Annotated in this window: 23 protein-coding genes; 6 read left to right on the top strand and 17 right to left on the bottom strand. The window is 60.3% G+C overall.

Going from position 1 to position 25,842, the window contains the following annotated elements; translation table 11 throughout:
• Positions 1-138: 138 nt before the first annotated feature.
• From urtA to F8N96_RS06365, 11 genes are all read right to left on the bottom strand, one after another.
• Complete coding sequence (gene urtA, locus F8N96_RS06315; RefSeq protein WP_150797082.1) at positions 139-1,404, bottom strand: urea ABC transporter substrate-binding protein; 1,266 nt, start codon at positions 1,402-1,404, stop codon at positions 139-141.
• Positions 1,405-1,728: 324 nt separating this feature from the next.
• On the bottom strand, positions 1,729-3,105 hold the full coding sequence (locus F8N96_RS06320; RefSeq protein WP_150797083.1) for a PepSY-associated TM helix domain-containing protein: 1,377 nt from the start codon (positions 3,103-3,105) through the stop codon (positions 1,729-1,731).
• A 126-nt stretch (positions 3,106-3,231) separates the two neighbouring features.
• A complete protein-coding gene (locus F8N96_RS06325) occupies positions 3,232-5,349 on the bottom strand; it encodes a TonB-dependent copper receptor (RefSeq protein ID WP_150797084.1) in 2,118 nt (705 codons plus the stop codon).
• 84 nt (positions 5,350-5,433) lie between these two features.
• A complete protein-coding gene (locus tag F8N96_RS06330) occupies positions 5,434-5,898 on the bottom strand; it encodes a DUF2946 domain-containing protein (RefSeq protein WP_150797085.1) in 465 nt (154 codons plus the stop codon).
• A gap of 21 nt (positions 5,899-5,919) precedes the next feature.
• Positions 5,920-6,399 carry a copper chaperone PCu(A)C gene (locus tag F8N96_RS06335; RefSeq protein ID WP_150797086.1) on the bottom strand — a complete coding sequence of 160 codons (480 nt, stop codon included), beginning with the start codon at positions 6,397-6,399 and terminating at the stop codon, positions 5,920-5,922.
• A 47-nt stretch (positions 6,400-6,446) separates the two neighbouring features.
• Positions 6,447-6,845, bottom strand: a complete 399-nt coding sequence (locus F8N96_RS06340; RefSeq protein ID WP_150797087.1) for a DUF2946 domain-containing protein — start codon at positions 6,843-6,845, stop codon at positions 6,447-6,449.
• A 47-nt stretch (positions 6,846-6,892) separates the two neighbouring features.
• Positions 6,893-7,204 carry a hypothetical protein gene (locus tag F8N96_RS06345; RefSeq protein WP_150797088.1) on the bottom strand — a complete coding sequence of 104 codons (312 nt, stop codon included), beginning with the start codon at positions 7,202-7,204 and terminating at the stop codon, positions 6,893-6,895.
• Positions 7,205-7,470: 266 nt separating this feature from the next.
• Positions 7,471-8,193, bottom strand: a complete 723-nt coding sequence (locus F8N96_RS06350; protein ID WP_150797089.1) for a cobalt-precorrin-6A reductase — start codon at positions 8,191-8,193, stop codon at positions 7,471-7,473.
• Positions 8,190-9,287 carry a cobalt-precorrin-5B (C(1))-methyltransferase gene (locus F8N96_RS06355; RefSeq protein ID WP_150797090.1) on the bottom strand — a complete coding sequence of 366 codons (1,098 nt, stop codon included), beginning with the start codon at positions 9,285-9,287 and terminating at the stop codon, positions 8,190-8,192. The genes F8N96_RS06350 and F8N96_RS06355 overlap by 4 nt, the downstream gene beginning before the upstream one ends.
• Entirely contained in the window at positions 9,280-10,491 is a 1,212-nt protein-coding gene (cbiE, locus tag F8N96_RS06360; RefSeq protein ID WP_150797091.1) for a precorrin-6y C5,15-methyltransferase (decarboxylating) subunit CbiE, read from the bottom strand. Before cbiE ends, F8N96_RS06355 begins: the two co-directional genes overlap by 8 nt.
• A gap of 183 nt (positions 10,492-10,674) precedes the next feature.
• Positions 10,675-11,310 carry a hypothetical protein gene (locus tag F8N96_RS06365; protein WP_150797092.1) on the bottom strand — a complete coding sequence of 212 codons (636 nt, stop codon included), beginning with the start codon at positions 11,308-11,310 and terminating at the stop codon, positions 10,675-10,677.
• Between the two features lie 280 nt (positions 11,311-11,590).
• On the opposite strand from F8N96_RS06365, the gene cobG reads away from it, so the two are divergent.
• From cobG to F8N96_RS06395, 6 genes are all read left to right on the top strand, one after another.
• Complete coding sequence (cobG, locus tag F8N96_RS06370; protein ID WP_150797093.1) at positions 11,591-12,907, top strand: precorrin-3B synthase; 1,317 nt, start codon at positions 11,591-11,593, stop codon at positions 12,905-12,907.
• Positions 12,900-13,526, top strand: coding sequence for a precorrin-8X methylmutase (locus F8N96_RS06375; protein ID WP_150797094.1), 627 nt, complete (start codon positions 12,900-12,902; stop codon positions 13,524-13,526). Before cobG ends, F8N96_RS06375 begins: the two co-directional genes overlap by 8 nt.
• Entirely contained in the window at positions 13,526-14,257 is a 732-nt protein-coding gene (locus F8N96_RS06380; protein ID WP_150797277.1) for a precorrin-2 C(20)-methyltransferase, read from the top strand. The genes F8N96_RS06375 and F8N96_RS06380 overlap by 1 nt, the downstream gene beginning before the upstream one ends.
• Positions 14,257-15,969, top strand: a complete 1,713-nt coding sequence (cobJ, locus tag F8N96_RS06385; protein WP_150797095.1) for a precorrin-3B C(17)-methyltransferase — start codon at positions 14,257-14,259, stop codon at positions 15,967-15,969. Before F8N96_RS06380 ends, cobJ begins: the two co-directional genes overlap by 1 nt.
• A 186-nt stretch (positions 15,970-16,155) precedes the next feature.
• Positions 16,156-16,998: a hypothetical protein gene (locus tag F8N96_RS06390; RefSeq protein WP_150797096.1), complete on the top strand. Its 843-nt coding sequence runs from the start codon at positions 16,156-16,158 to the stop codon at positions 16,996-16,998.
• 62 nt (positions 16,999-17,060) lie between these two features.
• A complete protein-coding gene (locus F8N96_RS06395; RefSeq protein ID WP_150797097.1) occupies positions 17,061-17,738 on the top strand; it encodes a hypothetical protein in 678 nt (225 codons plus the stop codon).
• 24 nt (positions 17,739-17,762) lie between these two features.
• On the opposite strand, the gene F8N96_RS06400 is transcribed toward F8N96_RS06395, so the two are convergent.
• From F8N96_RS06400 to dusB, 6 genes are all read right to left on the bottom strand, one after another.
• Complete coding sequence (locus F8N96_RS06400; protein WP_150797098.1) at positions 17,763-18,359, bottom strand: MarC family protein; 597 nt, start codon at positions 18,357-18,359, stop codon at positions 17,763-17,765.
• Between the two features lie 65 nt (positions 18,360-18,424).
• Positions 18,425-21,202, bottom strand: coding sequence for a hybrid sensor histidine kinase/response regulator (locus F8N96_RS06405; protein ID WP_150797099.1), 2,778 nt, complete (start codon positions 21,200-21,202; stop codon positions 18,425-18,427).
• Between the two features lie 99 nt (positions 21,203-21,301).
• Positions 21,302-22,597, bottom strand: a complete 1,296-nt coding sequence (gene purD, locus F8N96_RS06410; RefSeq protein WP_150797100.1) for a phosphoribosylamine--glycine ligase — start codon at positions 22,595-22,597, stop codon at positions 21,302-21,304.
• A 151-nt stretch (positions 22,598-22,748) separates the two neighbouring features.
• A complete protein-coding gene (purH, locus tag F8N96_RS06415) occupies positions 22,749-24,356 on the bottom strand; it encodes a bifunctional phosphoribosylaminoimidazolecarboxamide formyltransferase/IMP cyclohydrolase (RefSeq protein WP_150797101.1) in 1,608 nt (535 codons plus the stop codon).
• Between the two features lie 81 nt (positions 24,357-24,437).
• Entirely contained in the window at positions 24,438-24,758 is a 321-nt protein-coding gene (gene fis, locus F8N96_RS06420) for a DNA-binding transcriptional regulator Fis (RefSeq protein WP_007907419.1), read from the bottom strand.
• Complete coding sequence (gene dusB / locus F8N96_RS06425) at positions 24,755-25,765, bottom strand: tRNA dihydrouridine synthase DusB (protein WP_150797102.1); 1,011 nt, start codon at positions 25,763-25,765, stop codon at positions 24,755-24,757. Before dusB ends, fis begins: the two co-directional genes overlap by 4 nt.
• Positions 25,766-25,842 lie beyond the last annotated feature (77 nt).

Raw genomic sequence — 25,842 nt, forward strand, 5'->3', positions numbered from 1 at the left:
GGCCTTGCGTATTGATCGTTCCCGCGCTCCGCGTGGGAATGCCTCACCGGACGCTCCGCGTCCGCTTTTGGGACGCGGAGCGTCCCTGGCTGCATTCCCACGCAGAGCGCGGGAACGATCAGGCTGTGCGGAGGTGGCTTAGTTGCTCTTCACCGCATACTCCGGCTTCTTGTCGTTGCCCGGAATGAACGGGCTCCACGGCTGGGCGCGGATCGGGCCTTCGGTCTGCCACACCACGTTGAACTGACCGTCCGCCTGGATCTCGCCGATCATCACCGGCTTGTGCAGGTGGTGGTTGGTCTTGTCCATGGTCAGGGTGTAGCCGGACGGCGCAGCAAAGGTCTGGCCAGCGAGGGCTTCGCGGACTTTGTCGACATCGGTGGACTTGGCTTTTTCCGCCGCTTGCGCCCACATGTGGATGCCGACATAGGTGGCTTCCATCGGGTCGTTGGTGACCGCTTTGTCGGCGCCCGGCAGGTTGTGTTTCTTCGCGTAGGCTTTCCAGTCGGCGACGAACTTCTTGTTCGCCGGGTTCTCGACCGACTCAAAGTAGTTCCACGCCGCCAGGTTGCCCACCAGCGGTTTGGTGTCGATGCCGCGCAGTTCTTCTTCACCGACCGAGAACGCCACGACCGGAACGTCGGTGGCTTTCAGGCCCTGGTTGGCCAGTTCTTTATAGAACGGCACGTTGGAGTCGCCGTTGACGGTGGAGATCACCGCCGTCTTGCCCCCGGCGGAGAATTTTTTGATGTTGGCCACGATGGTTTGATAGTCGCTATGGCCGAACGGGGTGTAGACCTCTTCGATGTCCTTGTCCGCCACGCCTTTGGCGTGCAGGAACGAGCGCAGGATCTTGTTGGTGGTGCGCGGGTAGACGTAGTCGGTGCCCAGCAGGAAGTAGCGCTTGGCGCTGCCGCCTTCTTCGCTCATCAGGTATTCCACCGCCGGAATCGCTTGCTGGTTCGGTGCGGCACCGGTGTAGAACACGTTCGGCGACATCTCTTCGCCTTCGTATTGCACGGGGTAGAACAGCAGGCCGTTGAGTTCTTCGAACACTGGCAATACCGATTTGCGCGACACCGAGGTCCAGCAACCGAACACCACGGCCACTTTGTCCTGGGTCAGCAACTGCCGGCCCTTTTCGGCGAACAGCGGCCAGTTCGACGCAGGGTCCACGACAACAGGTTCGAGCATCTTGCCGTTCACGCCGCCCTTGGCGTTGATCTCGTCGATGGTCATCAAGGCCATGTCCTTGAGCGAGGTTTCGGAGATCGCCATGGTCCCGGACAACGAATGCAGGATACCGACCTTGATGGTCTCGGCGGCCTGGACAGTCCAGGCCATGCCCATCGCGGCAATGCTTGCCGATAGTGTGAAAGCCTTGATCAAGCTGCGACGCTTCATTGTGCGATCTCCATGAACGTAGATATTTTTCTTGGTTGGCAGATGCGGACTACTGAAGGGTCTTTAGCAAGGGCTGTGCCTGGTCGGCAAAAGGCAGGAAAATGTCGTATTAGAGCGGTTGCGCCATTTTATGGCGCACCATGAAGGATCGCGTCTGGCGCGCTGGTGCGCAGCGGTGCGCCAGATTGGGGCGCAGCACTCACTATCCCTGATCCCCGTGTAGGAGCTGGCTTGCCAGCGAAGGGGCCATAACATTCAACATCTATGTTGGCTGTTATACCGCCTTCGCTGGCAAGCCAGCTCCTACAGGGGGGCGGGGGTGATTCAGGAAGATGAGGCGGATGCGGTTTGCCGGTTGAAGCGCGACAGCACCAGCCGATCCAGCAGCCACACCACCACCAGCGAAGCACCCACCAATGGAAACGCAACCGCCAGCCCGAACATGATGACCATCGCGGTCTTCCATTTCGGCAGGTCGTGACGCAGGGGCGGAACCCCGAGCTTGCCTTGAGGACGACGCTTCCACCAGATCACCACGCCGCTGACGGCGCTGAGCAGAATCATCAGGCAGATCAGCAGCACGATGATCTGATTGAACACACCGAACATCTTGCCTTCGTGCAGCATCACCCCCATTTCCGTAGCCCGGGCGACATTGCCATAATGCTCCCAGCGTACGTCGGCGAGGACGTCGCCGGTGTATTGATCGACGTGCAGGGTGGCGTCGTTGCGCGGGTCGTCGGCGAATACGGCGATGGTGAAGACCCCAGTGGCCGTGGTCGGGAAAGTGATGCTGTAACCCGGTTCGACCTTGCGTTGTTCGGCGATATTTTGCACGTCTTGCAGGCTGATGGTGGGTGCGGCAGGGCCGGCTTGCGCGCCGCCGTGGGCCATGTGTTCGGCATGGTCGCCGGACATCGGCATCGGCGTGTTTTCCATGGCCCATGGCACGGTCTGGCGGGTGGCGCTGTTGAGGCTGCGCGCCTCGACGTCGGACTTGGGCATGTCATTCCACATCGCATCCGGAAACACGTTCCACACGCCGGCGTATTGCTTGCCCCAGAACCCGGTCCAGGTCATGCCGCTGAGCAGCATCACCAGCAGGAACGCCGCGCCCCAGAAGCCGGTGACCGCGTGCAAGTCACGCCAGAGCACTCGACCGCGACTGCTCAGGCGCGGCCACAGGATGCCGGCGGCCTGGCCTCGTGGCCACCACAAGAATACGCCGGAAACCACCAGCACGATGCCCCAGCCGGCGGCGAGCTCGACCAGTCGATCACCGACCGTGCCGATCATCAATTCGCCGTGGATGGCGCGCGCCACCGCTTGCAGGTTCTTCTTGGCGTCTTGCTCGCCGAGGATGTCGCCGTGGTAGGGGTCGACGAACACGTTGAGTTCGTTGCCGGCATTGAGTACGACAAACTGGGCGCTGCGTTCGGCGTTCACCGGTGGCAGGTACTGCTTGATCGTTGCTTGTGGATAAGCATCTTTTACCCGCTTGAGCAGTTCGTCGGCCGGGACGCTGTGGTGACCGGCCGGGACGTTCAGCAGGCTGCCGTACATCAACGGATCGAGTTGCGGTTTGAACAGGTAGATGACGCCGGTCAGGGCCAGCATCACCATGAAGGGCGCGACGAACAGACCGGCATAGAAATGCCAGCGCCAGGCCAGGTTGTAGAAATTCACTTTGGGCTGTTTCATCGGTTGTGCTCCGCTTGGCGTGGTTCTTTGTTGTTGTCGGGTGACTGCTGCGCAGTCATTCGCGAGCAGGTTCGCTTCCACAGGTTCAACACTGTCCATGCGGGAGCGAGCCTGCTCGCAATGCGCTTAGAAACTCATGTCGACCTTGGTCCAGAGCGTTCGCCCTGGTTCTTTAATGGCCTGCGGGTCATTGGCCGGATAACCGAAGCCCGCGTTTCCGGCCAGGTTCAAATGCTCGGCGTAAGCCTTGCCGAACAGGTTGTCGACGCCGCTGCTGATCTTCCAGTTCTGGTTGATCCGATAGGCGCCGTTAAGCGAGAACACGCCGAACCCCGAGGTTTTGTCGAAGTCCTTGCCGACCACGTTGCCTTTGTTCCGGTCGATCCGGTTTTGGGCGGCGACCACTCTCCACAGTGCCCCGGCACTCCAGTTGTCTGCGCTGTAAGTCAGGCCGAAACGTGCGTCCAGCGGTGGCATTTGCGGCAACGCCGTGCTGTCGCTGCTGTTCTTGCCCCAGGCGTAGGCCAGGGTCGCGTCGGTTTTCCAGTTATCGGTCAGCTTGTAGGCTGCGCCGAGTTCGCCGCCCATGATCCGCGCGTCGATGTTCTCGGCCTGCGAGGTCATGCCCATCATTGCGGGCGTGTAGTTGAACAGGATGTAATCGCGCACCTGCCCGACGTAGCCCGAAGCCCAGGCCTCCAGGGCTTCGGTCTTGTATTGCAAGCCGAAGTCGAGCTGAGTGGTTTTCTCGGGCTTGATCGAATCGAAGGCGTTCACCGAGCCTGCGGGACCGGAATTGGGCGAAAACAGCTCCCAGTAATCTGGAAAACGCTGGGTGTGGCCGAGGCCGGCATACAGCGTGGTCGGACTGTCGGCCAAATCATGCTCGTAGCGCACGAAGCTGCTCGGCAGGGTGTCCGCGCGGGTATCGTCCGCTGTCGGGTTGGGGCGCGTCATCATCCCGGACCCGATGGTCTGCCGATAATCCCTGGCCGAAGCCCGGTCCAGGCGCGCACCGGTAATCAGCCGGTCACGATCGGCGGCGTACCAGGTCAGTTCGCTGAACACGCCGTAGTTGTGGAAGTCGGCGTCCTTGTTGCGTGGCAGGTCTTTGTAGGCGTCGATACCCATGGCACTGCGCTGGCGATGCTCGTTGGTTTGCGCATCGATGCCGCTGATCAACTGCACGTCGGCCCAGCGCCAGGTGGCTTTGATCCGCGCACCCAGGGTTCGGCGGTCGACATTGGAGGCCATGGGGCCGGCCATCATCCCGGTGCCGGACGGCGTGCGTAGCGTGTAGTTGTCCATGACATGGTCGGCATAGTTGTAGTAGATCTGTGCTTCGACCTTATCCAGCACGTCGCCGATATTGGACCGCTCGAAGCGCAGGCCCAGGCTCTCGCGCTTGAACTGTGAGCCGTCCATGCCGCGTCCGGCGTAACGCGCTTCGCCGTCGCCCTTGCCGGCAGTCAGTTCCAGCAGGGTATCGGCGTCCGGCGTCCAGCCCAGGGCCACGTCGCCATTCCATTTGTCATAGCGCGACGGCACGGTGTCGTTGTTGCCATCCTGGTAATCGTCGGAATGTGCGGTGTTGCCGATCACCCGCACGTATCCCAGCGGCCCGCCAGCTGCGGCGTCCACCACTTTGTCGAAACGGCCGTTGGAACCGGCCAGTACGCTGGCATTCACCCGCGTTCCGAGTTCGCCGAAGCTTTCGGGCTCGCGGTCGAACAGGATGGTGCCGGCCGAAGCGCCCGGTCCCCAGAGCACTGTCTGCGGCCCTTTGATGACGGTGAGTTTGTCGTAGGTTTCCGGCGAGATGTACGAGGTCGGCGCATCCATCCGGCCGGGGCAGGCGCCGAGCATCATGCCGCCATTGGTGAGGATGTTCAGCCGCGAACCGAACATGCCCCGCAGCACCGGGTCGCCGTTGGTGCCGCCGTTACGCACCAGGGCAAAGCCGGGAATGGTCTTCAGGTAATCGCCACCGTCGCTGGCCGGCACCGGTTGGCGCGGGTCCTTGGGGTTGGTGACGATGGTCAAGGGCGAGCTGGGTGCGATGGCGGTGATGACCGTCGGGCTGAGTTCTTCGCTGTGACCGGCGTGCTCATCGGCCAGCGACATGGGGGTTAGCAGTGCGCCGCACAGGAATGCGGTGGCGTGCCTGAAACGAATGCTGGATTCGTTCGGGGCAAAAGTGGCTTGGGCAGCGCTCAAGCGTGTGTCAGCAGAAAACCTGGACATGACAATTTCCATCGAACAGTCGTAAACGACACGGCCGGCAGCCGGGGGCTGTCTTCTGAACCGTGCGGGATCGGGGGCGGGTGTTTACGCGACGATGGGTGGGGCGCGTGTGCGGGCGCCGGGGAAGACGGTTGCCCGGGCATGACCCAGGCGGGGGGAGGGGGTGGTGTGGGTCGTGGCTTTGGGGGTATCGAATGCGACGAAGGACTGGCCGCCGGTGAGTGCCGGGCAGTTGAACAGCAGGCTGCAATAGCCGCATTTTTCCCACAGTGCGTGATGGTCTGCCTGGGGTGGGCAGTGCTCGGCATCGGGTTGCTCGTCGTGGTCGGCATGCGCCATCGCCGACCTGTCCATGTCCATGCCCATGTCCATCGACAGGCTCATGGAGGTTTTCATCAGTGCAGAGGCGCGTTGATCCATCGGCATCGACTGAGAAATCAGCGGGCCGATAAAGATCATCAACATGGCAAACAAGCCGATCCAGCGGCCGCGGGTCAGGCTCAATGGCTGACGACGGCGTGCGGATGACCTGGCGCTAAGCGGACGCATGGGCGTGTTCAGCGCTTCAGATTACTGGACGTGCGCATGGGTTGGCGTGCCATCCGGTGCCTTTTTCTGCACCGTGACTTCAACGGTCACATCGCCGGACTTCTCGAAATGCATCGTCAGCGGGAATCGTTTGCCATCGCTCAGCAGGCTGCGATCTTTCAGCTCCAGCAGCATCACGTGATAGGCCATCGGGGCGAAAGTGACTTCGCCACCCGCCGGAATTTCGACGCTTGGCACCTGCTGCATTTTCATCAGATCGTTCTGCTTCACATGCTCGTGCAACTGGGCAAGGCCGGCAATGGGCGAATCGACACTAAGCAGCCGGTCGGCGGATTTGCCGCTGTTGTGGATCACGAAGTAAGCCGCGACGGTCGGCGCGTTGGGCGGCAACTCCTGCGACCAGGGGTGAGCGATTTCCAGTTCTGCGACCTTGTATTCGTGGGCATTGGCAAAGCAGGCAGGCAGCAGCAACACCGCCAGAACGATGAGTTTGTTCAACATGGCAATTCTCCGGAACGATTCAAGACGCAGTCAGTTGCGAGAAGGAATCACACCAGGGGAGAAGCGCGGGGGTTGAGACTCGGCCATTGCTGGCGCGGAGTGGGCGTTTCAAGCGTGGCCGCGGGACGGCTTCGATTGGCCTCGAAACGGGTGTAATACAGCTGCGGCACATGCCCGGGCAACGCCACCAGTGGTGCGGAGCCGGAACAGCACCAGCAATGCTGCATGTTGGAATGATCGTCGCCCTGCGGGGCTTTCTGCTGGGTGTCGCCCAGGGAAATCGCGACCATCTTCGTGCCATTGGACGAACAGAAACTGCCCCACAGCAACTGTTCGGCAGGCGATTTCGCCGTTTGCGCCATCGCTCCGGTCATCGGCATGGCGAGCATGTTGAACAGCACTGCGAAGCAGGCGATCCAGGCAATTGCAAGCCGTTGTCGGGACATGGGACGAATCCGGTGGGTGGGCGATCAGGCGCGGCTATTTAGCCTGATCAGGGCCGATAAGTAAAAAAGCGGCGTGCGGTGTGGTGTCGCAGCGCCTGAGTTAGTAGATGCAACATCCTGAGAGCCATTTCTGGCTCGCCATTATGGAAGAGTGTAGCGACTTCAATTCGGTATGCCTGAGCAAATTGTGGATCGCTCTGGATTCGTGCGCGGATGGTGTGTTTGACGTCTCTGAACGCCAAACGAATGAAACGCCGGTCTCCTGAATCTTCCTCCTCGCTGGCCTTGATGTAGTTCCACATATCGGCAGGTGTCAGGAGAAATTCCGCAATATCGAAACGAGTGAATTTTTCGGGCATTCGGGCCTCCGCGCTCTTAGCTCAAAGAGCCCGCAAACATAAAGGTTGTGTACTGGCTCAGCCAGTCGGTCGTTTTGGAGGATGTTGTACGAATGGTCTTGTTGATTTGTAGGTCTTTGCCCTTACGCTGCCATTCAGGCCGCTTTCGCGAGCAAGCTCGCTCCCACATTTGATCACCAGTGAACACAGACTTTGTGTACGACAAGTTCAAGTGTGAAAGCGGGCTTGCTCGCGAAGACGGCCTAAGGCGTTCACAGCTTTCAGCGTTACCCTCGCTCCGTCATGGCACGCAGGACTTCACCCACCGAACCAAACTCCCGATCAACCCCCGGCAACACCGGCCGCTTCAGAACCATCACCGGCACCCCGCGCTCCCGCGCCACTTCCAGCTTGGGCTCGGTGGCCGTGCTGCCGCTGTTCTTGCTGATCAGCACATCAATCTGGCGACGTTCAAACAGCTCGCGTTCATCCTCGATCAGAAAGGGGCCACGGGCGCCGATCACTTCACAGCGCTCGTTGCCCGGATAAACCTCCAGTGCGCGCAAGGTCCAGAATTGCTTCGGCGGGATTTCATCCAGGTGCTGCAAAGGTTCGCGGCCGAGGGTGAACAGCGGTCGCTGGAAGGGTTTGAGTGCTTCGATCAGCTCGGCCCAGTCGCTGACTTCGCGCCAGTCGTCCCCAGCTTGTGGTTGCCAGGCTGGACGCCTCAGCGCCCAGCAGGGAATACCGCTCGAACAAGCGGCGGTCGCCGCGTTCTGACTGATTTGTGCGGCGTAGGGGTGAGTCGCATCCAGCAACAGATCGATCCCTTCATCGCGGATGAACTGCGCCAGCCCGTCGGCGCCACCATAGCCGCCGACGCGAACCTGGCAGGTCAGGTCGGTCGGTACGCGACCGACCCCGGCCAGGCTGTAGATGTGTTCCGGCCCAAGGGTTCGGGCGATGGCCAGGGCCTCCGTCACACCGCCCAGCAACAAAATGCGTTTCATTGGAAAGCTCCTGCGTGGCCGACTATCCCGCCTTGGCGATCGATGGCGAATACTTCGACCTGAACCTGCGCCGGCACCACGCTGCGGGCGAAGTCCAGGGCATGCTGGCAGACCGCGTCGCCGAGGCCGATTCCGGCGGCGCTGGCCATGGCCAGGGCTTGCTGGCTGGTGTTGGCTTCCCGGATCGCTTGTCGCAATGCCTCATCGGCGCCGATGGCAGCGGCCCACTCGGCCAGCTGCGGCAGGTCGATGCTCGAATGCCGACTGTGCAAATCCATGTGCCCGGCCGCCAGCTTGCTGATCTTGCCGAACCCGCCGCACAGGCTGAGCTTGGCCACCGGCACCTTGCGCAGGTGCTTGAGCACAGCGCCAACGAAGTCGCCCATTTCGATCAAGGCGATTTCCGGCAGGTCGTAGACCCGGCGCATGGTGTCTTCGCTGGCGTTGCCGGTACAGGCGGCGATGTGCAGGTAACCGTTGGTTTTGGCCACATCGATACCCTGATGGATAGAGGCAATGTAGGCGGCGCAGGAGAAGGGCCGGACGATGCCGCTGGTGCCGAGAATCGACAGCCCGCCCAGAATGCCCAGGCGCGGGTTCATGGTTTTCAGCGCCAGCGCCTCGCCGCCCTCGACGTTCACCGTGACCTCGAAACCGCCGCGATAATCGAGTTCCTCGGCGAGCTGGGTCAGGTGGTCGCTGATCATCTTGCGTGGCACCGGATTGATCGCCGGCTCGCCAACGCCCAGCACCAGGCCTGGCCGGGTGACGGTACCGACGCCACGGCCGGCATTGAAGCGAATGCCCGGCGCGGCATCGAGGCGAACCTGCGAATAGAGCAGGGCGCCGTGGGTAACGTCCGGATCGTCCCCGGCGTCCTTGAGGGTTCCGGCTTCGGCACCCTCATCCAGCAGTCGACAGAACTCCAGGCGCATCTGTACCTGCTTGCCTTTGGGCAAAACGATCTGCACCGCATCCGCGCTCACTCCGCAAAGCAGCAGTCGAGCCGCCGCGAGGCTGGTGGCGGTGGCGCAGCTGCCAGTGGTCAGGCCGCTGCGCAGCGGTGCGGGTTGTTCGGCGGTTTCGTCACGCATCGAAGGGCTTGACCACGTCCAGCAGGGTGATCGGCAACGCCTGGCGCCAGGTATCGAAGTCGCCCAACGGCTGCGCCTGAGCGATATGGATGCGCGTCAGCTCCCCGCCGTGCTGCTCGCGCCACGCCATGAGGGTCATTTCGCTCTGCAGCGTCACGGCATTGGCGATGAGTCGGCCCCCGGGTTTCAGCGCGGCCCAGCAGGCGTCGAGCACTCCGTCGCGGGTCACGCCGCCCCCGATGAAAATCGCGTCCGGGCATTCGAGCCCGGCCAGGGCTTGCGGCGCACTACCGCGAATCAGTTGCAGGCCGGGCACCCCGAGGACATCGCGGTTGTGCTCGATCAATTGCTGTCGGCCTTCATCGGCTTCAATCGCCAATGCGCGGCAGCTGGGGTGTGCGCGCATCCACTCGATGCCGATCGAACCGCTGCCCGCGCCGACATCCCACAACAACTCGCCAGGAGTGGGGGCAAGACGGGCGAGGGTGATGGCGCGTACGTCGCGCTTGGTCAATTGGCCGTCGTGCGTGAAGGCCGAATCCGGCAGGCCGGCCAGGCGTGACAGGCGCGGTGTACCCGGTTCGGCGATGCATTCGATGGCAACAAGGTTCAAGTCGGCGATGGCCGGGTCAGTCCAGTCGCTGGCGATGCCGTCGATGCGCCGCTCGGCATCACCGCCCAAGTGTTCCAGAACGCACAGGCGACTCGGCCCGTAACCACGATCGCGCAGCAGCTCGGCGATGGCCGCCGGACTGCGCCCGTCGTTGCTCAACACCAGCAAACGCACGCCGCTGAATAACTGGGCATTCAGGGCCGCGAGGGGTCGCGCCACCACTGATAGCGTTATCACCTCTTGCAATGGCCAACCCATACGGGCGGCCGCGAGCGAGCAGGACGAGGGCGCCGGCAGGATCAGTAGTTCATTGACGGGCAACTGACGGGCAAGGCTTGCACCAACGCCAAACAGCATCGGATCGCCGCTGGCCAACACGCACACCGGTACGCCACGCAACGCCAACAACGCGTCCATGGAAAACGGACTGGGCCACAGTTGGCGTTCGCCGCGGACGCACACGGGCAGCAAATCCAGTTGGCGCTGGCTGCCAAAGATACGGGACGCACGCAGTAATGCGTGCCGGGCATTCTTGCCCAAGCCCTTGAAGCCGTCTTCACCAATGCCTGTTACTGTCAGCCAAGGGGCCATGCTGTTCCTCTTCAATCAAGCCAAGCCAAATTATCAACGCGCTCAGGCCTGCATCGGCCTGCACGGTTGCGCATCATAGCGCGGTGTTGATTGAGCTCGCCCGTGGTCAGCCGGTGGAATGAAATTATTACGATAGAATTCTTTGATGTGAGCGGGAATATAATTCGTTTGTCCTGTCGTTTTTTACATGCGAAATCTCTTCGCACTTATCTTGCGGCGCTGGCTGTCAATGAGCGCTCTTTTGGTGTCGAATACATTTTTATCCAGTTTCAGGTAAGTGCCTTGCTGGATAATCCTGGCGGGATGCTCTTCCCAATCAAAGAATAGGAAGTTGCTTTTTTTTGTATGAGATATCAATTCAAGGTTAAAAACGGCAATGGTCAGGAAACCCTTGGAGTCGTAGCGGGCAGGTATGACCCGGAAGTGCTCGCCCATTAGACTTTCTTGATCCAGTGAGAGCTGCGCCGGCTTGTTCGGTTTCAATGCCTCAAGCAGGTCAATCATGGCGTTCCCCTGGCGGGCGTCCGGCATGGCTTGAGCGCTCTGGACCAGGAAATCCGCGACACTTCTCGATATGTCATATCGCGTTCGGGTGAAAATGGCATCTTGAAAGACAGACCAGCCGAGGAAATTCAATGTGGATACATATTCATCCAGCCACTTCGCCGAGTCGACAGTACGGCTAATGACCCTGTCGGCGGACCGGGTGGCGAGTTCTGTGCTGTGGGTCAAGTCATCATAATCCTGCAGTGCCAATTCCTCGACGCACGATATCAAGTTGGGTCCAGTCAATGTGCCGATTGGTTTTTCATTTCTCATAGAGGTTCCTTGTATAAGCATACTGAGTAAATTATTTGTTGCTTGAGAAAATACAAGAGAGGGCGTGAGGATGGAATAAGAGCAGCATGCGAAATTAATTCTTGCTGTTAGGTTTCTCGAAAAAATTGTTTTTCATGCTGAGTTCTGAAGGCGGGTTCCACACTGCGAGCGAAACTGTCGACGTTCGGCTGGCGCGTTTCGTCGTCAATCTGCCTGAGCTTTTCATCCGACGGGGCAAAGCAGGCATAATGCCGCCCTTCGTCCCGATATCGGTCATCCCGTGCATTCACGCCAGACAACCACTCCCGTGCGCCCTTCGGCCTGTCCCGGATTGTTGCGTGTCGTTCAGGCATTAGACGGCGGTATTTGCCGTATCAAGCTTGGAGGCGGCTCCATCCACGCCGATCAGGCCGTCGCGGTCGCTGACGCCGCCGAACGATATGCCGGGGGCGTCATCGAGGCGACCAACAGAGCAAATCTGCAAATTCGCGGTATTGGTGAACAGGCACCTGCGTTGATCGACAGTCTGTTGGCTGCGGGATTGGGGCCTGCAACGGTCGCAGGTGACGACGTACGCAACCTGATGCTCAGCCCCAGCGCCGGGGTAGATCGACACATGCTTATCGACAGTCGGCCTTTGGCCCGGCAAATTCTCGATACCTTGCAATCCCATGAACGCTTCCATGAGTTATCGGCCAAGTTCTCTGTGCAGCTGGATGGCGGTGAATTACTGGCAATGCTCGAGCATCCTCATGACCTCTGGCTGAGTGCGGTGCAGAGAAACGGCGAGCTGCTACTGGCATTCGGTCTGGCAGGGTGCCCGACTGACACACCGGCCGCAGCGGTGGCGCTGCGTGACGGACATGCCCTGGTGGTAGCGGTGCTGGAATTGTTTCTTGAACTTGCACGACCGGATCAGAGCCGGATGCGACATCTGTTGTCCGGGATTTCGCTCCATTCGCTGCTGCAAAGGTTGTCCGAACGTGTGCAGCTACTCACCATTGAGCAATGGCAGCGCCCGGTATCGCCTCCGGGATTGCATATCGGCAGTTATCCGCAGCGCCAGGAAGGTCTCGTCTATATCGGCGCCGTGCCACCTCTGGGGCGGCTGTCCCCGGCGATGCTCAAGGGGGCGGCTCGCCTGGCCGAGACATTCGGTGATGCCAGTTTGCGCTTGACCCCTTGGCAAAGCCTGTTGCTGCCCAGCATCCGCCTCGCGGACGCTTCAGTTGTCCGTAAGCAATTGCGGGCCTTGGGGTATCTGGTCGACGCGGTTGATCCTCTGACCCATTTCCTGGCCTGCACCGGGTCGGCCGGTTGCGGCAAAGGATTGGCGGACACCAAAAGAGATGCTCGGCAACTGGCGATGCAGCTGCACAGTCAACCCGGACAGGTTCATTTGTCAGGGTGTGCGCGCTCCTGTGCATGCGCGCACACCGCGCCCGTTACATTGCTGGCGGCCGGTCCTGGTCACTACGACCTCTATTTTCGCGATGCAGCGCAGCCGGGTTTCGGTCGCCTGCATGCACGCAACCTTACTATTGAAGCGGTCGCAGCCTTGCTTGACGCCCGTTCACGGAGCTCCCTTGATGCTTGATTACATCCGCGACGGTCAGGAGATCTATCGCAACTCCTTCGCAATCATCCGCGACGAGGCCAATCTCGCGCGAATCCCGGCCGATCTGGAAAAACTCGCGGTACGGGTGATTCACGCCTGTGGCATGGTCGACGCCATCGACGGCTTGCAGTTCTCCGAAGGCGCGGGCAAGGCCGGGCGCGATGCACTGGCCGCAGGCGCACCGATCCTGTGTGATGCGCGAATGGTCTCCGAAGGCGTGACCCGCGCGCGTTTGCCGGCGAACAACCAGGTGATCTGCACCCTGCGCGATGAGGGTGTTCCAGAGCTCGCCCGCGAGCTGGGCAACACCCGCTCCGCCGCCGCACTGGAATTGTGGCGTCCGCACCTGGAAGGCAGTGTGGTGGTGATCGGTAATGCGCCGACAGCGTTGTTTTATTTGCTGGAAATGCTCGACGCCGGCGCGCCGAAACCGGCGCTGATCCTTGGTTTCCCGGTCGGCTTCGTCGGCGCTGCCGAATCCAAGGCAATGCTCGCCTCCGACAGTCGCGGCGTGCCCTTCGTCATCATGCAAGGTCGGCTTGGCGGTAGCGCCATGGCCGCCGCCGCTGTCAATGCCCTCGCCACGGAGATCGAATGATGCAGCAACCTGGACGTTTGATCGGCTTGGGCGTTGGTCCCGGTGACCCGGAACTGATTACCATCAAGGCGCTGCGCCTGCTGCGCGAATCGCCGGTGGTGGCTTATTTCGTCGCCAAGGGCAAGAAGGGCAATGCTTTCGGCATCATCGAGGCGCATTTGCAGGAGGTGCAAACCTTGCTGCCGCTGGTATACCCGGTGACTACCGAGGCGTTGCCGGCACCGCTGTCATACGAACAAGTGATCAGCGATTTCTACGACACCGCCAGCGAGCAACTGGCCGAACATCTCAATGCAGGTCGCGACGTGGCGGTGATCTGCGAAGGCGATCCGTTTTTCTACGGCTCGTACATGTACCTGCACGATCGGCTGGCTGAGCGCTATCAAGCCGAAGTCGTGCCTGGGGTGTGCTCGATGCTAGGTGGTGCATCGGTGCTTGGGGCGCCGCTGGTGTATCGCAATCAGAGTTTGTCGGTACTCTCCGGCGTGCTACCCCCCGAAGACCTCAAACGTCGCCTGACAGATGCCGATGCGGCGGTGATCATGAAGCTGGGGCGCAACTTTCCCAAGGTGCGTCAGGTGCTCGAAGAACTCGGTTTGGCGGAGCGCGCACTGTATGTCGAACGCGCGACCATGGCCAATCAGAAGATCGTGCCGCTGGATCAGGTCGAGCCGATGTCTTCGCCATACTTCTCGTTGATCATTGTGCCAGGTGAACGGTGGCAAGGTTGATGGCCCGTCCTGCACCGGCCATTGTCATCTTGGGCAACGGCAGTCTGGCCACGGCACGGCGGATTCAGACGTGCTATCCACAGTCCCGAATTCATGGTCTGGCCGAGCGGGTCGTCGGCGCGGACCATACCTACCATGAGTTCGGTGTGACGTTGCGTGAACTCTATCAAGGTGACACTCCGATCATCGCCTTGTGCGCGGCCGGCATTGTCATTCGCACCTTGGCGCCGTTGTTGCTGGAGAAAGGCGCGGAGCCCCCGGTGTTGGCCGTTGCCGAAGACGGTAGCGCTGTCGTGCCTCTGCTCGGCGGGTTGGGTGGGGTGAATGTCATGGCGCGTGAAATCGGGGCCGCGCTAGGTGTAGCGGCTGCAATAACCACCAGTGGCGAACTGCGTTTCGGTACCTGCCTGCTCAAGCCGCCCAGCGGTTATGCCTTGGGAGATCTGGAACTGGGCAAGCGCTTCGTCTCGGATTTGCTTGCCGGTGAAACAGTGCGCATCGAGGGTTCGGCACCTTGGTTGGCCGAAGCGCAACTGCCGGAAGACCAGCAAGCGCGTCTCGCGATCCATGTCGGTCATGCCGAGCGCCTGCCTGATGCCAATGAATTGCTGATCTATCCGCGCAACGTGGTGGTAGCCGTGACGACGGCAACACCTGATTTGGCCAACGTTATTCGTACTTCGCTGCATCGGGCGGGCATTGCGCTGCAATCCCTTGCTTGCCTGTTGGCGGACGAGCGTGACATGACCGACATGGAGTTGCGAGGCGCCGCGTCGGATCTGGCCGTGCCGCTGCGTTTCAGTACTCGAGCCGGCAGTGTGCTTGAACATGTGAAGAGCGCGGTGTCATCGCTGCTCAACGTGATCGAGATCAACGGTGATATGGCTGTTGCGGTCGCTGCCGAGCCTGTCGATCCACTATCGATCGGTCGTCCTCGCGGACGTCTGGCGGTCATCGGTCTAGGGCCGGGTGCTGCCGACCTGATGGTGCCGGCGGTCAAGGCGGAACTGGCCCGCGCCAACGATATTCTTGGCTACGAAACCTACGTGCGCATGGCAGGCTCGTTCCGTGCCGATCAAATCCTGCACTGCACCGATAACCGTGAAGAAATGCAGCGTGCGCGTCATGCTTTCGAGCTGGCGGCGCAAGGTCGATGCGTGGTGGTGGTTTCCTCCGGCGATCCCGGTGTGTTTGCCATGGCGGCGGCGGTGCTCGAGGCGCTGCATGAGTCGCGCGATCCGGCGTGGCATGACGTCGATCTGGAAATCCTGCCAGGCGTTTCGGCTTCGCTCGCGACAGCTGCGCAGGCAGGCGCACCTTTGGGGCATGACTTCTGCGTGCTGTCGCTGTCGGACAACCTCAAGCCATGGGCGATCATCGAGAAGCGCCTGGACCTGGCGGCACAAGCCGATCTGGCGATGGCGTTCTATAACCCGATTTCGCGTTCCAGGCCTTGGCAATTGGGACGAGCGCTGGAGATCGTCGCGCAACACCGCGTACCTGCAACTCCGGTCGTGCTGGGGCGTGATGTCGGGCGCCCGGGTCAGACGTTGCGAGTCACGACGCTCGGTCAATTGACGCCAGATCAAGTCGACATGCGAACCATGGTGTTGATCGGTTCATCCACGACTCGTGTGTTTCCCCGGGGGCAAGGATTGTCGTGGGTATACACACCACGCAGTTATGGAGATAAGTTGGTCGATATTAGCTGAATTGTTTAGATGTTTATGGGGTGTCAGATCTTTTGAGGTCTGATTCCGGCAGTTTCCGCTCTGGTATAGACGCCGGTGCGGATTTACATATGTCGACATTTATTGAGTTTGTTGTTCGTTATGGGTTGAGTTAGATTCGTTTGTGCCCCTGAGGGGCGTAAATTAATTTAAATGGATGTTTCGCATATGGAAAAGTTTGAAGAGTCTGTAACGCTCAAAAAGTGCACTGATATGGGGAGGGCGCGTCTTGTCAGGTCCAGGGCGCTGTTAGCTGAAACTTCTCATGCAAGAAGCTTTATGTCGTCGGGTACTTCGACTGATGCCGGGCAAGATGTTGCTACCAGCCCTACCAAGGAGTTGGATGCCCTGATACTTGGTAATTCCCTGGTTGGATATGGCGATAATATTTCGCTTGAGAATATGACGGTCATCGAAAATCTCATAAAATACTCGAGGCTGGAGGCTGATCGTGAAGCCGGGCACAGCAGCAATCCTGCCGCCTGGCATCGAGAGTTTCTCAGTTGCATGAGGGATATGGGGTGCTCCGTTCCCATCGAGGCGAGTGTCGAGTACAGCAAGACCTCTGTAGCGGGGACGATGAAAAATGTCATGACCGATATTGTCAAGGCTGGTGTAAATGCGGCAAAGGCCGCCATTCCTGGCGCTGCGGTGCTGGGGGCCATCGCGGACTCCACGGTCGCTGCGTTGGAAAAAGAAACTGAAACAATCAATTTTTTCAATTACGAAGTTACGAAGACCAAAGGTGTGAAGCTAGCCATACTGCCCTGCGACCAGACGAAGAACGGTTTGATCGTTGTGTCATTCTCATCGGTTAATCATGATGGAAATAAAATCGATGGCAAAGCCTTGTTTCTTGATCTGAATATTTCAACGCTCGACGTTTATCAAGGGTCGAATTTTCTCACCTTTAATCCTTCTGCTTACGCGGAAGTAAAAGAGGATATTGAATACGTCCTCGGATTACAACGGCGCGCAGTGTTGGCTAAAAGGTTTTCACGGCGTAAGTAACCATTATGGTCAAGCCGAGGCCAGAGACAGCTTTTCTCTGGTCTCTTTAACGGGTTATGGGTATGGAATATTTAGTTTGCATCAATGGATGTTGCGTGTTGGCTTTGTCGGAAAAGTTAATGCCTGCCACACGGCAAGATGTGATTGATACGTTGCTTTTTGCGCAACTTGCTGCCGATGAAGATTTTCCTGAGGATCCAAACGGCCAGGATTGGATCGAAGTATACAAAAACACCTTCTCTGAGTGTGGCTGGACCTTTGATCTGCAAAAAACGACTGCCGGGGAATTTTCATCTACTGGACAAAAGGCATTTTCACTGCGGGATGTCTTCGCGGCGGTCTCTGAAAACAATCTGACTGCCAATCAGGTGGCTATTATTTCAGCGGCGCTGGATACGGTTGCCGAGTTGCCAGATGAGTCAGAAGTGAAGCAAGCCTTTCGCAAGCACGCAGTGCTGAGTGTGGAAGGGCATAAGCGGATCAGGGTTAGGGTCGCAGTGGTCGATGGGAGTGGCTCCTTGAGTATGGCTTCAGTCTTTTTCGATACCCGTGGATCCGTCGGCAGGCTTTTCTCTGAGCGCGAATTTGCTTTTGACGAAATGAGTGGCGCCATGAATGCAAATTTTTACACCGCTCGCTTCAGTGTCCGCGCTTACAACGAGTACAGGAAGGACACAGTGCAATGGTTAGGTACACGGAGACAGGCTGGACGACCTGAGGTCGCCCGCCTGAGTATTTAGTGGTTTTGGCGGGCGCCGGGTGCATCAGGGGACCAGATAACCCCTGACACCGGTAAAGATGATCTGCGCCGCCAACGCACACACAAACAACCCCATCAACCGACTGACAATCTGCAGCCCCTGGTCACCCAGAATTCGCTCGATCCGGTTCGACAGGTACAGCACCACGCCCACGGTGAAACTGGCCAGGGCAATACTGATAATGGCCATGAGCTTATCGTCCCAGTGCGGCTGGCTCACCCCCATCACCAGCAGGGCGCCGATGGTGCCGGGGCCGACCGTCAGGGGAATGGTCAGCGGAACGATGGTCACGTCCTGCTGCACGTTGTCGGTCTGTACCGCCGACTTGCCCTGCGCCATGCCCAATGCCGAGATGAACAGCACGCTGCCGGCGCCGATACGGAAGGCATCCACGGTGATGCCGAAGACATTGAAAATTACCCTTCCGAACAGGTACAGCAAGACGCTGGACACCAGCGTGGCAGTCGCCACTTTCCAGGCCAGCCGGCGTTGTTCCTTGCGCGAATAACCGCGGGTCAGGCTGATGAAGCAGGACAATACGAAGAACGGGCTGTAGAGCACCAGCATCTTCAGGTAAACGCTGAACAACACATGGAGCATGGTGCAAGCTCACTGGCGAGGGAAGTCGAGGGGGGAGTCTATCAGGCACTATGGAGTCTGTCGGCTCAGGACGTTTGCGCCGCCGCCCGGTTCTGCTCATCGCGCTGGGCAACCCAGTGTTCGATCAGCTCGCGCAACTGCGACAGCTCGACCGGTTTGGCCATGTGCCCGTCCATGCCGGCCTGACGCGCGCGTTCCTTGTGCTCGGCGAGGATGTGCGCGGTCAACGCGACCACGGGGGTGCGGGTTCGCTGGTTGCCGACTTCCCAGGCCCGCAATTGCTGGGTGGCGGAGAAACCGTCGAGGATGGGCATTTCACAATCCATCAATACCAGGTCGTAACGTTGGGCTTTCATCGCCTGCAAGGCCTCTTCGCCATTGCTGGCGGTATCGGGTTGCAGGTTGAGTTTGCCCAGCATGCCGCGGATCACCTTGGTCGAAATGCTGTTGTCTTCGGCCACCAGAATGCGGAAGTCGCTGGGCACCTTGACCGGCAGGGCAGGGCCGGGAGGCAGCTGATGCGAAGCGACGAGACCTTTGTCACGCTGGTTCAGTTCATCCGCCAGTGTCGTCTTGAGGGTGTAGCCGGCCACCGGCTTGGCGAGGATGCGCTTGATCCCGGAATTGCGCGCGATGATCTTGCTCGGCGCATTGCTGATGCCGGTGAGCATGATCAGCAGGATGTCGTGGTTGAGGCTCGGGTCCTCCTTGATCTTGGCCGCCAGTTGCATGCCGGTCATGCCGGGCATGTTCTGGTCGAGCAGGACCACGTCGAAGTAATCGCGCAGGTGGGCCTTGGTGCGCAGCAGCGCGAGGGCCTCCTTGCCGGAGGGCACGGCGCTGACGTTCAGGCCCCAGGCGCTGCACTGCTGCACCAACACCTTGCGACAGGTGTCGTTGTCGTCTACCACCAACACCCTTGCGCCCTGCAGCGGCCCGTCGAGATCGGAGGTCGGGTGTTCGAGACGGTCAGGGTCCAGCGGCAAGGTCAGCCACAAGGTACTGCCTTGGGTGCTGCCGCTCTTGATGCCGAACTCCCCGTGCATCAAGCGGATCAGCTGACGGGCGATCACCAGTCCCAGGTTGCCCCCCAGGCGAGGCGCCGAGAGAAAGTTTTTGCTGTGCAGTTCGGCGTGCATCAGCGCGTCGCGTTCTTCGGTGTCCATGGGCTCGCCGCTGTCCTGTACGGCAATGCGCAAGCGGGGTGTGGCGCTGCGCTCGTCGAGGGCGACGACGATCAGGATTTCGCCTTCATCGGTTTTCTTCAGGGCGTTTTCCAGCAAGCTCAGCAGGGTCTGGCGCAGGCGCGTCGGGTCACCGCTGATCACCCGCGGTACTTGCGGCTGGATAAAGCTGATCAACTCGACGTTCTGCTGCTCGGCCTTGGCGCGGAAGATGCTCAGGCAGTCTTCGATCAGCGCGTTGAGATCGAACTGGACGTCATCCAGCTCGATCTGCCCGGATTCGAGCTTGGAGATGTCGAGGATCTCGTTGATCAGTGTCAGCAGTTCGTTGCCGGCACTGTGGATGGTTTGCACGTAGTCGCGCTGCTTGACCGAGAGTGGCGTGCCCAGCAACAGTTCGGTCATCCCCAGCACGCCATTCATCGGGGTGCGGATTTCGTGGCTGATTTTGGCCAGGAATTCGGCCTTGGCATTGATCTCGGCATTGCTGGCAGCCAGGTCGCGACTGAGGCTGAAACGGTCTTCGGTGATGCTGCGCTGGCGTTCGCTGAGGGCAATGCTCATCAGCAGGCCGCTGATGCAGATGAACACCAGCAGGGCGGTAATCAGGCCTTGCGGCTCGACCAGGGTCAGGCCCAGCAGGGCGGGCAGGATAATCAGCGTGCCGACGTTGAAGACCACCATCGCCACCACGAACAGGCGTGCGGGACGATAGCCTTTTTGCCAGTGATTGGCGCTGACGAACAACATGCTCAGGCCCGCCAGGGCGACCAGTGCGTAGGTGATGATGTTCAGTGGCAGCGTGTTGACGAACAACAGCAGCAGGCCGCAGACGATGATGACCACGATGTCGCCGAGCAACAGTTTGTTCAACGGGTGCGGGCCGAGCGGGGCGAAAAAGCGATAGGCAAACATCAGGCCGCACGGGGCGGTCAGCAGCAGGGCGAGGTAAGCGCCAGGCGTCTGGATCGCATGCCAGTCCGGCAACCAGGGCCCCGCGAGGTTCAGCAGCAGCACCAGGCTGAGCATCAACAAGGCTTCACAGGCAGACAACCACAGGCAGCTGCGCGACCGGGTGTATGCGTAGCGGATCAGGTTGTGCAGGATCAGCATCCCGAGGCAACCGAACAGCAGGCCGTAGATCAGGGTCTGGTTCTGATTGGCCGCGGTCATGATGGCGGACTGCAGGGTGATGTAAGGCCGCATCTGGTGCTCGGACACCAGACGCAGGTAAACGTCGAGGGGCTTGTCGCTTTGGGGTAACGGCAGCAGGAAGTCGCTGTTGGGCAGTGGCCGGTCAGCCCCAGGTTGCTCCGCGCCGCTGTCCAGCTCCTCGATCAGGCTGTCGCCTTCCAGTACATAAAGATCGAGGTCGGAAAGGTCGGGAGCGAACACCCGCAGCAACTGTTCATGCTTGCCGGGCGCAAGCCTGAAGCGTAGCCACATCGCACCATCGGGCTCGGCCGCAGTGAGGTGATCGAGTTCGATGGGGCTGAATTGATTGGTGTAGCGAGCGGAACGGATGTCGCTCAGTTGCAGGTCGCCCTGTTCGTCGAGCAATACCGCCCAGCCACTGCCTTGCGCGGCCTGGGCCGGTAGCGTGCAGAGCAGCGTCAGCAGCGTGACAGTGAGACCTATGGCAATCCTGAGCCAGCGCACGGCGAAATCCCTTCGTAGGTTGATGCCAGATTATAACTATGCGCGGCGCCGGAATAGCCCGGCAAGGGCCTGAGGCCCTTGCCCTGCCGAATGGATGGCTTATTCCTGATTTTCGCCACGCTCACGGGCAATGGCGCGGTAGCCAATGTCCTTGCGATAGAAACAGCCTTCCCAATCGATCCGGGCCGCCAACTTGTAAGCCTGCTGCTGCGCAGCATCGACGCTGGCGCCCATGGCCGTAGCGCAGAGCACCCGGCCACCGGCCGTCACCACTTGACCGTCCTTGAGTGTAGTACCGGCGTGGAAGACTTTGCCTTCCAGTGTCGCGGCTGCATCCAGACCGTTGATGGCCGCGCCTTTGGCGTAGTCACCAGGATAGCCGCCAGCGGCCAGCACGACGCCGACGCTCGGACGTGGATCCCATTGTGCTTCGACCTTGTCCAGGGCTTGCGCCAGGGCAGCTTCGACCAGCAGCACCAGGCTCGACTGCAGGCGCAGCATGACCGGTTGGGTCTCGGGGTCGCCGAAACGGCAGTTGAACTCGATGACTTTCGGGTTGCCCGCCGGGTCGATCATCAGGCCGGCGTACAGGAAGCCGGTGTAAACGTTGCCTTCCTCGGCCATGCCGCGCACGGTAGGCCAGATCACCAGGTCCATGACGCGCTGGTGCACTTCGCTGGTGACTACCGGTGCCGGGGAGTAAGCACCCATGCCGCCGGTGTTCGGGCCGGTGTCGCCATCGCCGACGCGTTTGTGGTCCTGGCTGGTGGCCATCGGCAATACGTTCTTGCCGTCGACCATGACGATGAAGCTGGCTTCTTCGCCGTCCAGAAACTCTTCGATGACGACGCGCGAACCGGCGTCGCCGAATGAATTGCCGGCCAGCATGTCACGCACGGCGTCTTCGGCTTCGACCAGGGTCATGGCCACGATCACGCCTTTGCCGGCGGCCAGGCCATCGGCCTTGATCACGATCGGTGCGCCTTTTTCACGCAGGTAAGCCAGGGCTGGCTCGATCTCGGTGAAGTTCTGGTAGTCGGCCGTCGGGATTTTGTGGCGAGCCAGGAAATCCTTGGTGAAGGCTTTCGAACCTTCCAGCTGCGCGGCGCCAGCGGTCGGGCCGAAGCAATCCAGGCCGCGGGAGCGGAACAGGTCGACGACACCGGCGACCAGCGGCACTTCCGGGCCGACGATGGTCAGGGAAACGTTCTTCTCGGCGAAGTCGGCCAGCTGCTCGAGGGCCAGCACGTCGATAGCGACGTTCTCGCACTTGGCTTCAATGGCGGTGCCGGCGTTGCCAGGCGCCACGAAAACCTTCTGCACGCGCGGATCCTGAGCCACTTTCCAGGCCAGGGCGTGTTCACGGCCACCGCTGCCAATGATCAAAACATTCATTTCAAAACCTCGGGATGACGCTAATTCTGTGGAGGGCGATGGTTCCCACGCTCTGCGTGGGAATGCCTCTGCGGACGCTCCGCGTCCGAGGGACGCGGAGCGTCCCGGGCTGCGTGCCCACGCAGAGCGTGGGAACGATCAAGCAAACAAATCAGTGACGGAAGTGGCGCATGCCGGTGAATACCATCGCGATGCCTGCCTCGTCGGCTGCTGCAATTACTTCGTTGTCACGCATCGAGCCGCCCGGCTGGATCACCGCAGTGATGCCGACCTTGGCCGCATTGTCCAGACCATCGCGGAACGGGAAAAAGGCGTCGGAGGCCATCACCGAGCCTGCAACCTGCAACCCGGCGTGTTCAGCCTTGATCGCGGCGATACGCGCGGAGTTCACGCGGCTCATCTGGCCGGCGCCGACACCGATGGTCTGGCGGTTCTTGGCATAGACGATGGCGTTGGACTTGACGTACTTGGCCACTTTCCAGGCGAAGATCAGGTCGTGGATTTCCTGTTCGGTCGGCGCACGCTTGGTCACGACTTTCAGGTCGTCGGCGCTGATCATGCCGATGTCGCGGCTCTGTACCAGCAGGCCGCCATTGACGCGTTTGTAGTCCCAGGCAGCGGCGCGATCAGCCGACCATTCGCCACAAGCCAGCAGGCGTACGTTGGCTTTGGCAGCCACGATGGCGCGGGCTTCTTCGCTGACGCTTGGGGCGATGATCACTTCGACGAACTGACGCTCGACGATGGCCTTGGCCGTTTCAGCATCCAGCTCGCGGTTGAAAGCGATGATGCCGCCGAACGCCGACTCGGTGTCAGTGGCGTAAGCCAGTTCGTAGGCCTGACGGATGCCGCCCTCGGCGTCCGGGCTGACAGCCACGCCGCACGGGTTGGCGTGCTTGACGATCACGCAGGCCGGCTTGACGAAGCTCTTCACGCATTCCAGCGCGGCGTCGGTGTCGGCCACGTTGTTGTACGACAGCTCCTTGCCTTGCAGTTGGGTTGCGGTGGCGATGCCCACTTCGGCAGGCTTGGCCTCCACGTAGAACGCCGCGCTCTGGTGCGGGTTCTCGCCGTAGCGCATTTCCTGGGCCTTGACGAACTGGCTGTTGAAAGTGCGCGGGAATTCGCTGCGACCTTCGGTGCTGAGGGTGTCGGCGGCCTGGTTCACGGTGCCCATGTAGTTGGCGATCATGCCGTCGTAGGCGGCGGTGTGTTCGAAGGCCTTGAGCATCAGGTCGAAGCGCTGAGCGTAGGTCAGGCCGCCGGCTTTCAGGCTTTGGAGGACGCTGGCGTAGTCGCCGGCATTGACCACGATGGCCACGTCTTTATGGTTTTTTGCAGCCGAGCGGACCATGGTCGGGCCGCCGATGTCGATGTTCTCGATCGCGGTCGGCAGGTCGCAGCCTGGCTTGTTGATGGTGGCTTCGAACGGGTACAGGTTGACCGCTACCAGGTCGATCGGCTTGATGCCGTGCTCGTTCATGATGGCGTCGTCGATACCGCGACGACCGAGGATCCCGCCGTGGATTTTCGGGTGCAGGGTTTTCACCCGACCGTCCATCATTTCTGCGAAACCGGTGTAATCCGCGACTTCCACTGCGGCAACACCGTTGTCACGCAGCAGCTTGAACGTCCCGCCGGTGGAGAGGATCTCGACGCCCAGGGCTTCAAGCTCCTTGGCGAATTCGAGGATCCCGGTCTTGTCGGAAACGCTGATCAAAGCGCGGCGGATCGGCAGGCGGGTAGTCTGGTCGGTCATTTCAATTTCCATCAAAAGCAAAGGAGTCAGCAAAAAAGGCGACCGTTTCTACGCGGGCGCCTTTCTGGTTTGATTGAATGCTTACAGCAAATCGTACTGCTTGAGTTTCTTGCGCAGGGTGCCCCGGTTCAGTCCGAGCAGCTCGCTGGCCTTGGTCTGGTTGCCCTTTACGTAGTTCATCACGCACTCGAGCAGGGGCGCCTCGACTTCGGACAGCACGAGGTTGTACACATCCGTGACGGCAGCGCCCTCAAGGTGGGCGAAATAATTGTGCAGCGCCTTCTCGACACTCCCGCGAAGGGTCTGGCCTTCTTCGCTCGGCGTGTTGAGGTGCTGTTTCAAATTCACGTTGTCGCTCACGGGTGTTGTTCCACTCACTAAAGTCTCGGTCATCATCGTCATGCGGCCACCCACTCTCCGTCCCCTGTCAGGCTCTTGTAACGTTCGGCGAAGAAGCCCTGAACGTTGGCGCATTGTGCTTCCGTATCTTCCAAACGATTGAAGTGGGCGCGAAATTCCCTGGCGCCCGGCAAGGTTGCGAGATACCAGCCCACATGCTTTCGAGCGATGCGTACGCCCATGACGTCTCCGTAGAAGACGTGCAGCGCGGCCAGATGCTCAAGCAGAATGCGTTCCACCTCGATCAGGTCCAGGGCCGGGAGTTTCTCGCCGGTACGCAGGAAATGATCGATCTCACGAAAAATCCATGGCCGCCCCTGGGCAGCCCGGCCTACCAAAAGGCCATCGGCACCGGTCGCATCGAGCACGTACCGGGCCTTCTCGGGTGAATCGATATCGCCGTTGGCGAAGACCGGGATCGACACCGCCTGCTTGATCGCGGCGATGGTGTCGTACTCGGCAACACCGGTGTACAGATCGGCACGGGTGCGGCCATGAACCGCCAACGCCGTGATGCCTGCCTGCTCGGCGATCTTCGCCACTGTCAGGCCGTTCTTGTTGTCCCGGTCCCAGCCAGTGCGGATCTTCAGGGTGACCGGCACATCAACCGCAGCCACCACGGCCTGCAGGATCTCGGTCACCAGTGCTTCATCTTTCAGCAGCGCGGAGCCGGCGGCCTTGTTGCAGACCTTCTTGGCCGGACAGCCCATGTTGATATCAATAATCTGCGCGCCCAGTTCGACGTTGGCCCGGGCCGCATTCGCCAGCATCTGTGCATCACCACCGGCGATCTGTACCGAGCGTGGCTCGGGATCACCTTCGTGGATCATGCGCATGCGCGATTTGCGGGTGTTCCACAAACTCATGTCGCTGGTGACCATTTCCGAGACTACTAGCCCCGCGCCGAGCCGCTTGCACAGCTGACGAAAGGGTTGGTCCGTGACACCCGCCATCGGGGCGAGAATCAAGCCGTTGTGTAATGTATATGGACCGATGCGTACCGCCGACATAGGGCTTCCCTGTTGTGGGGCCGGATCATGAGACTTCGAAAAAGGGTTGGCATGATACCCGCTCTCGATGACTGGAT

The sequence above is a fragment of the Pseudomonas fluorescens genome (assembly GCF_902497855.1).
Classification (GTDB): Bacteria; Pseudomonadota; Gammaproteobacteria; order Pseudomonadales; family Pseudomonadaceae; genus Aquipseudomonas; species Aquipseudomonas fluorescens_BI.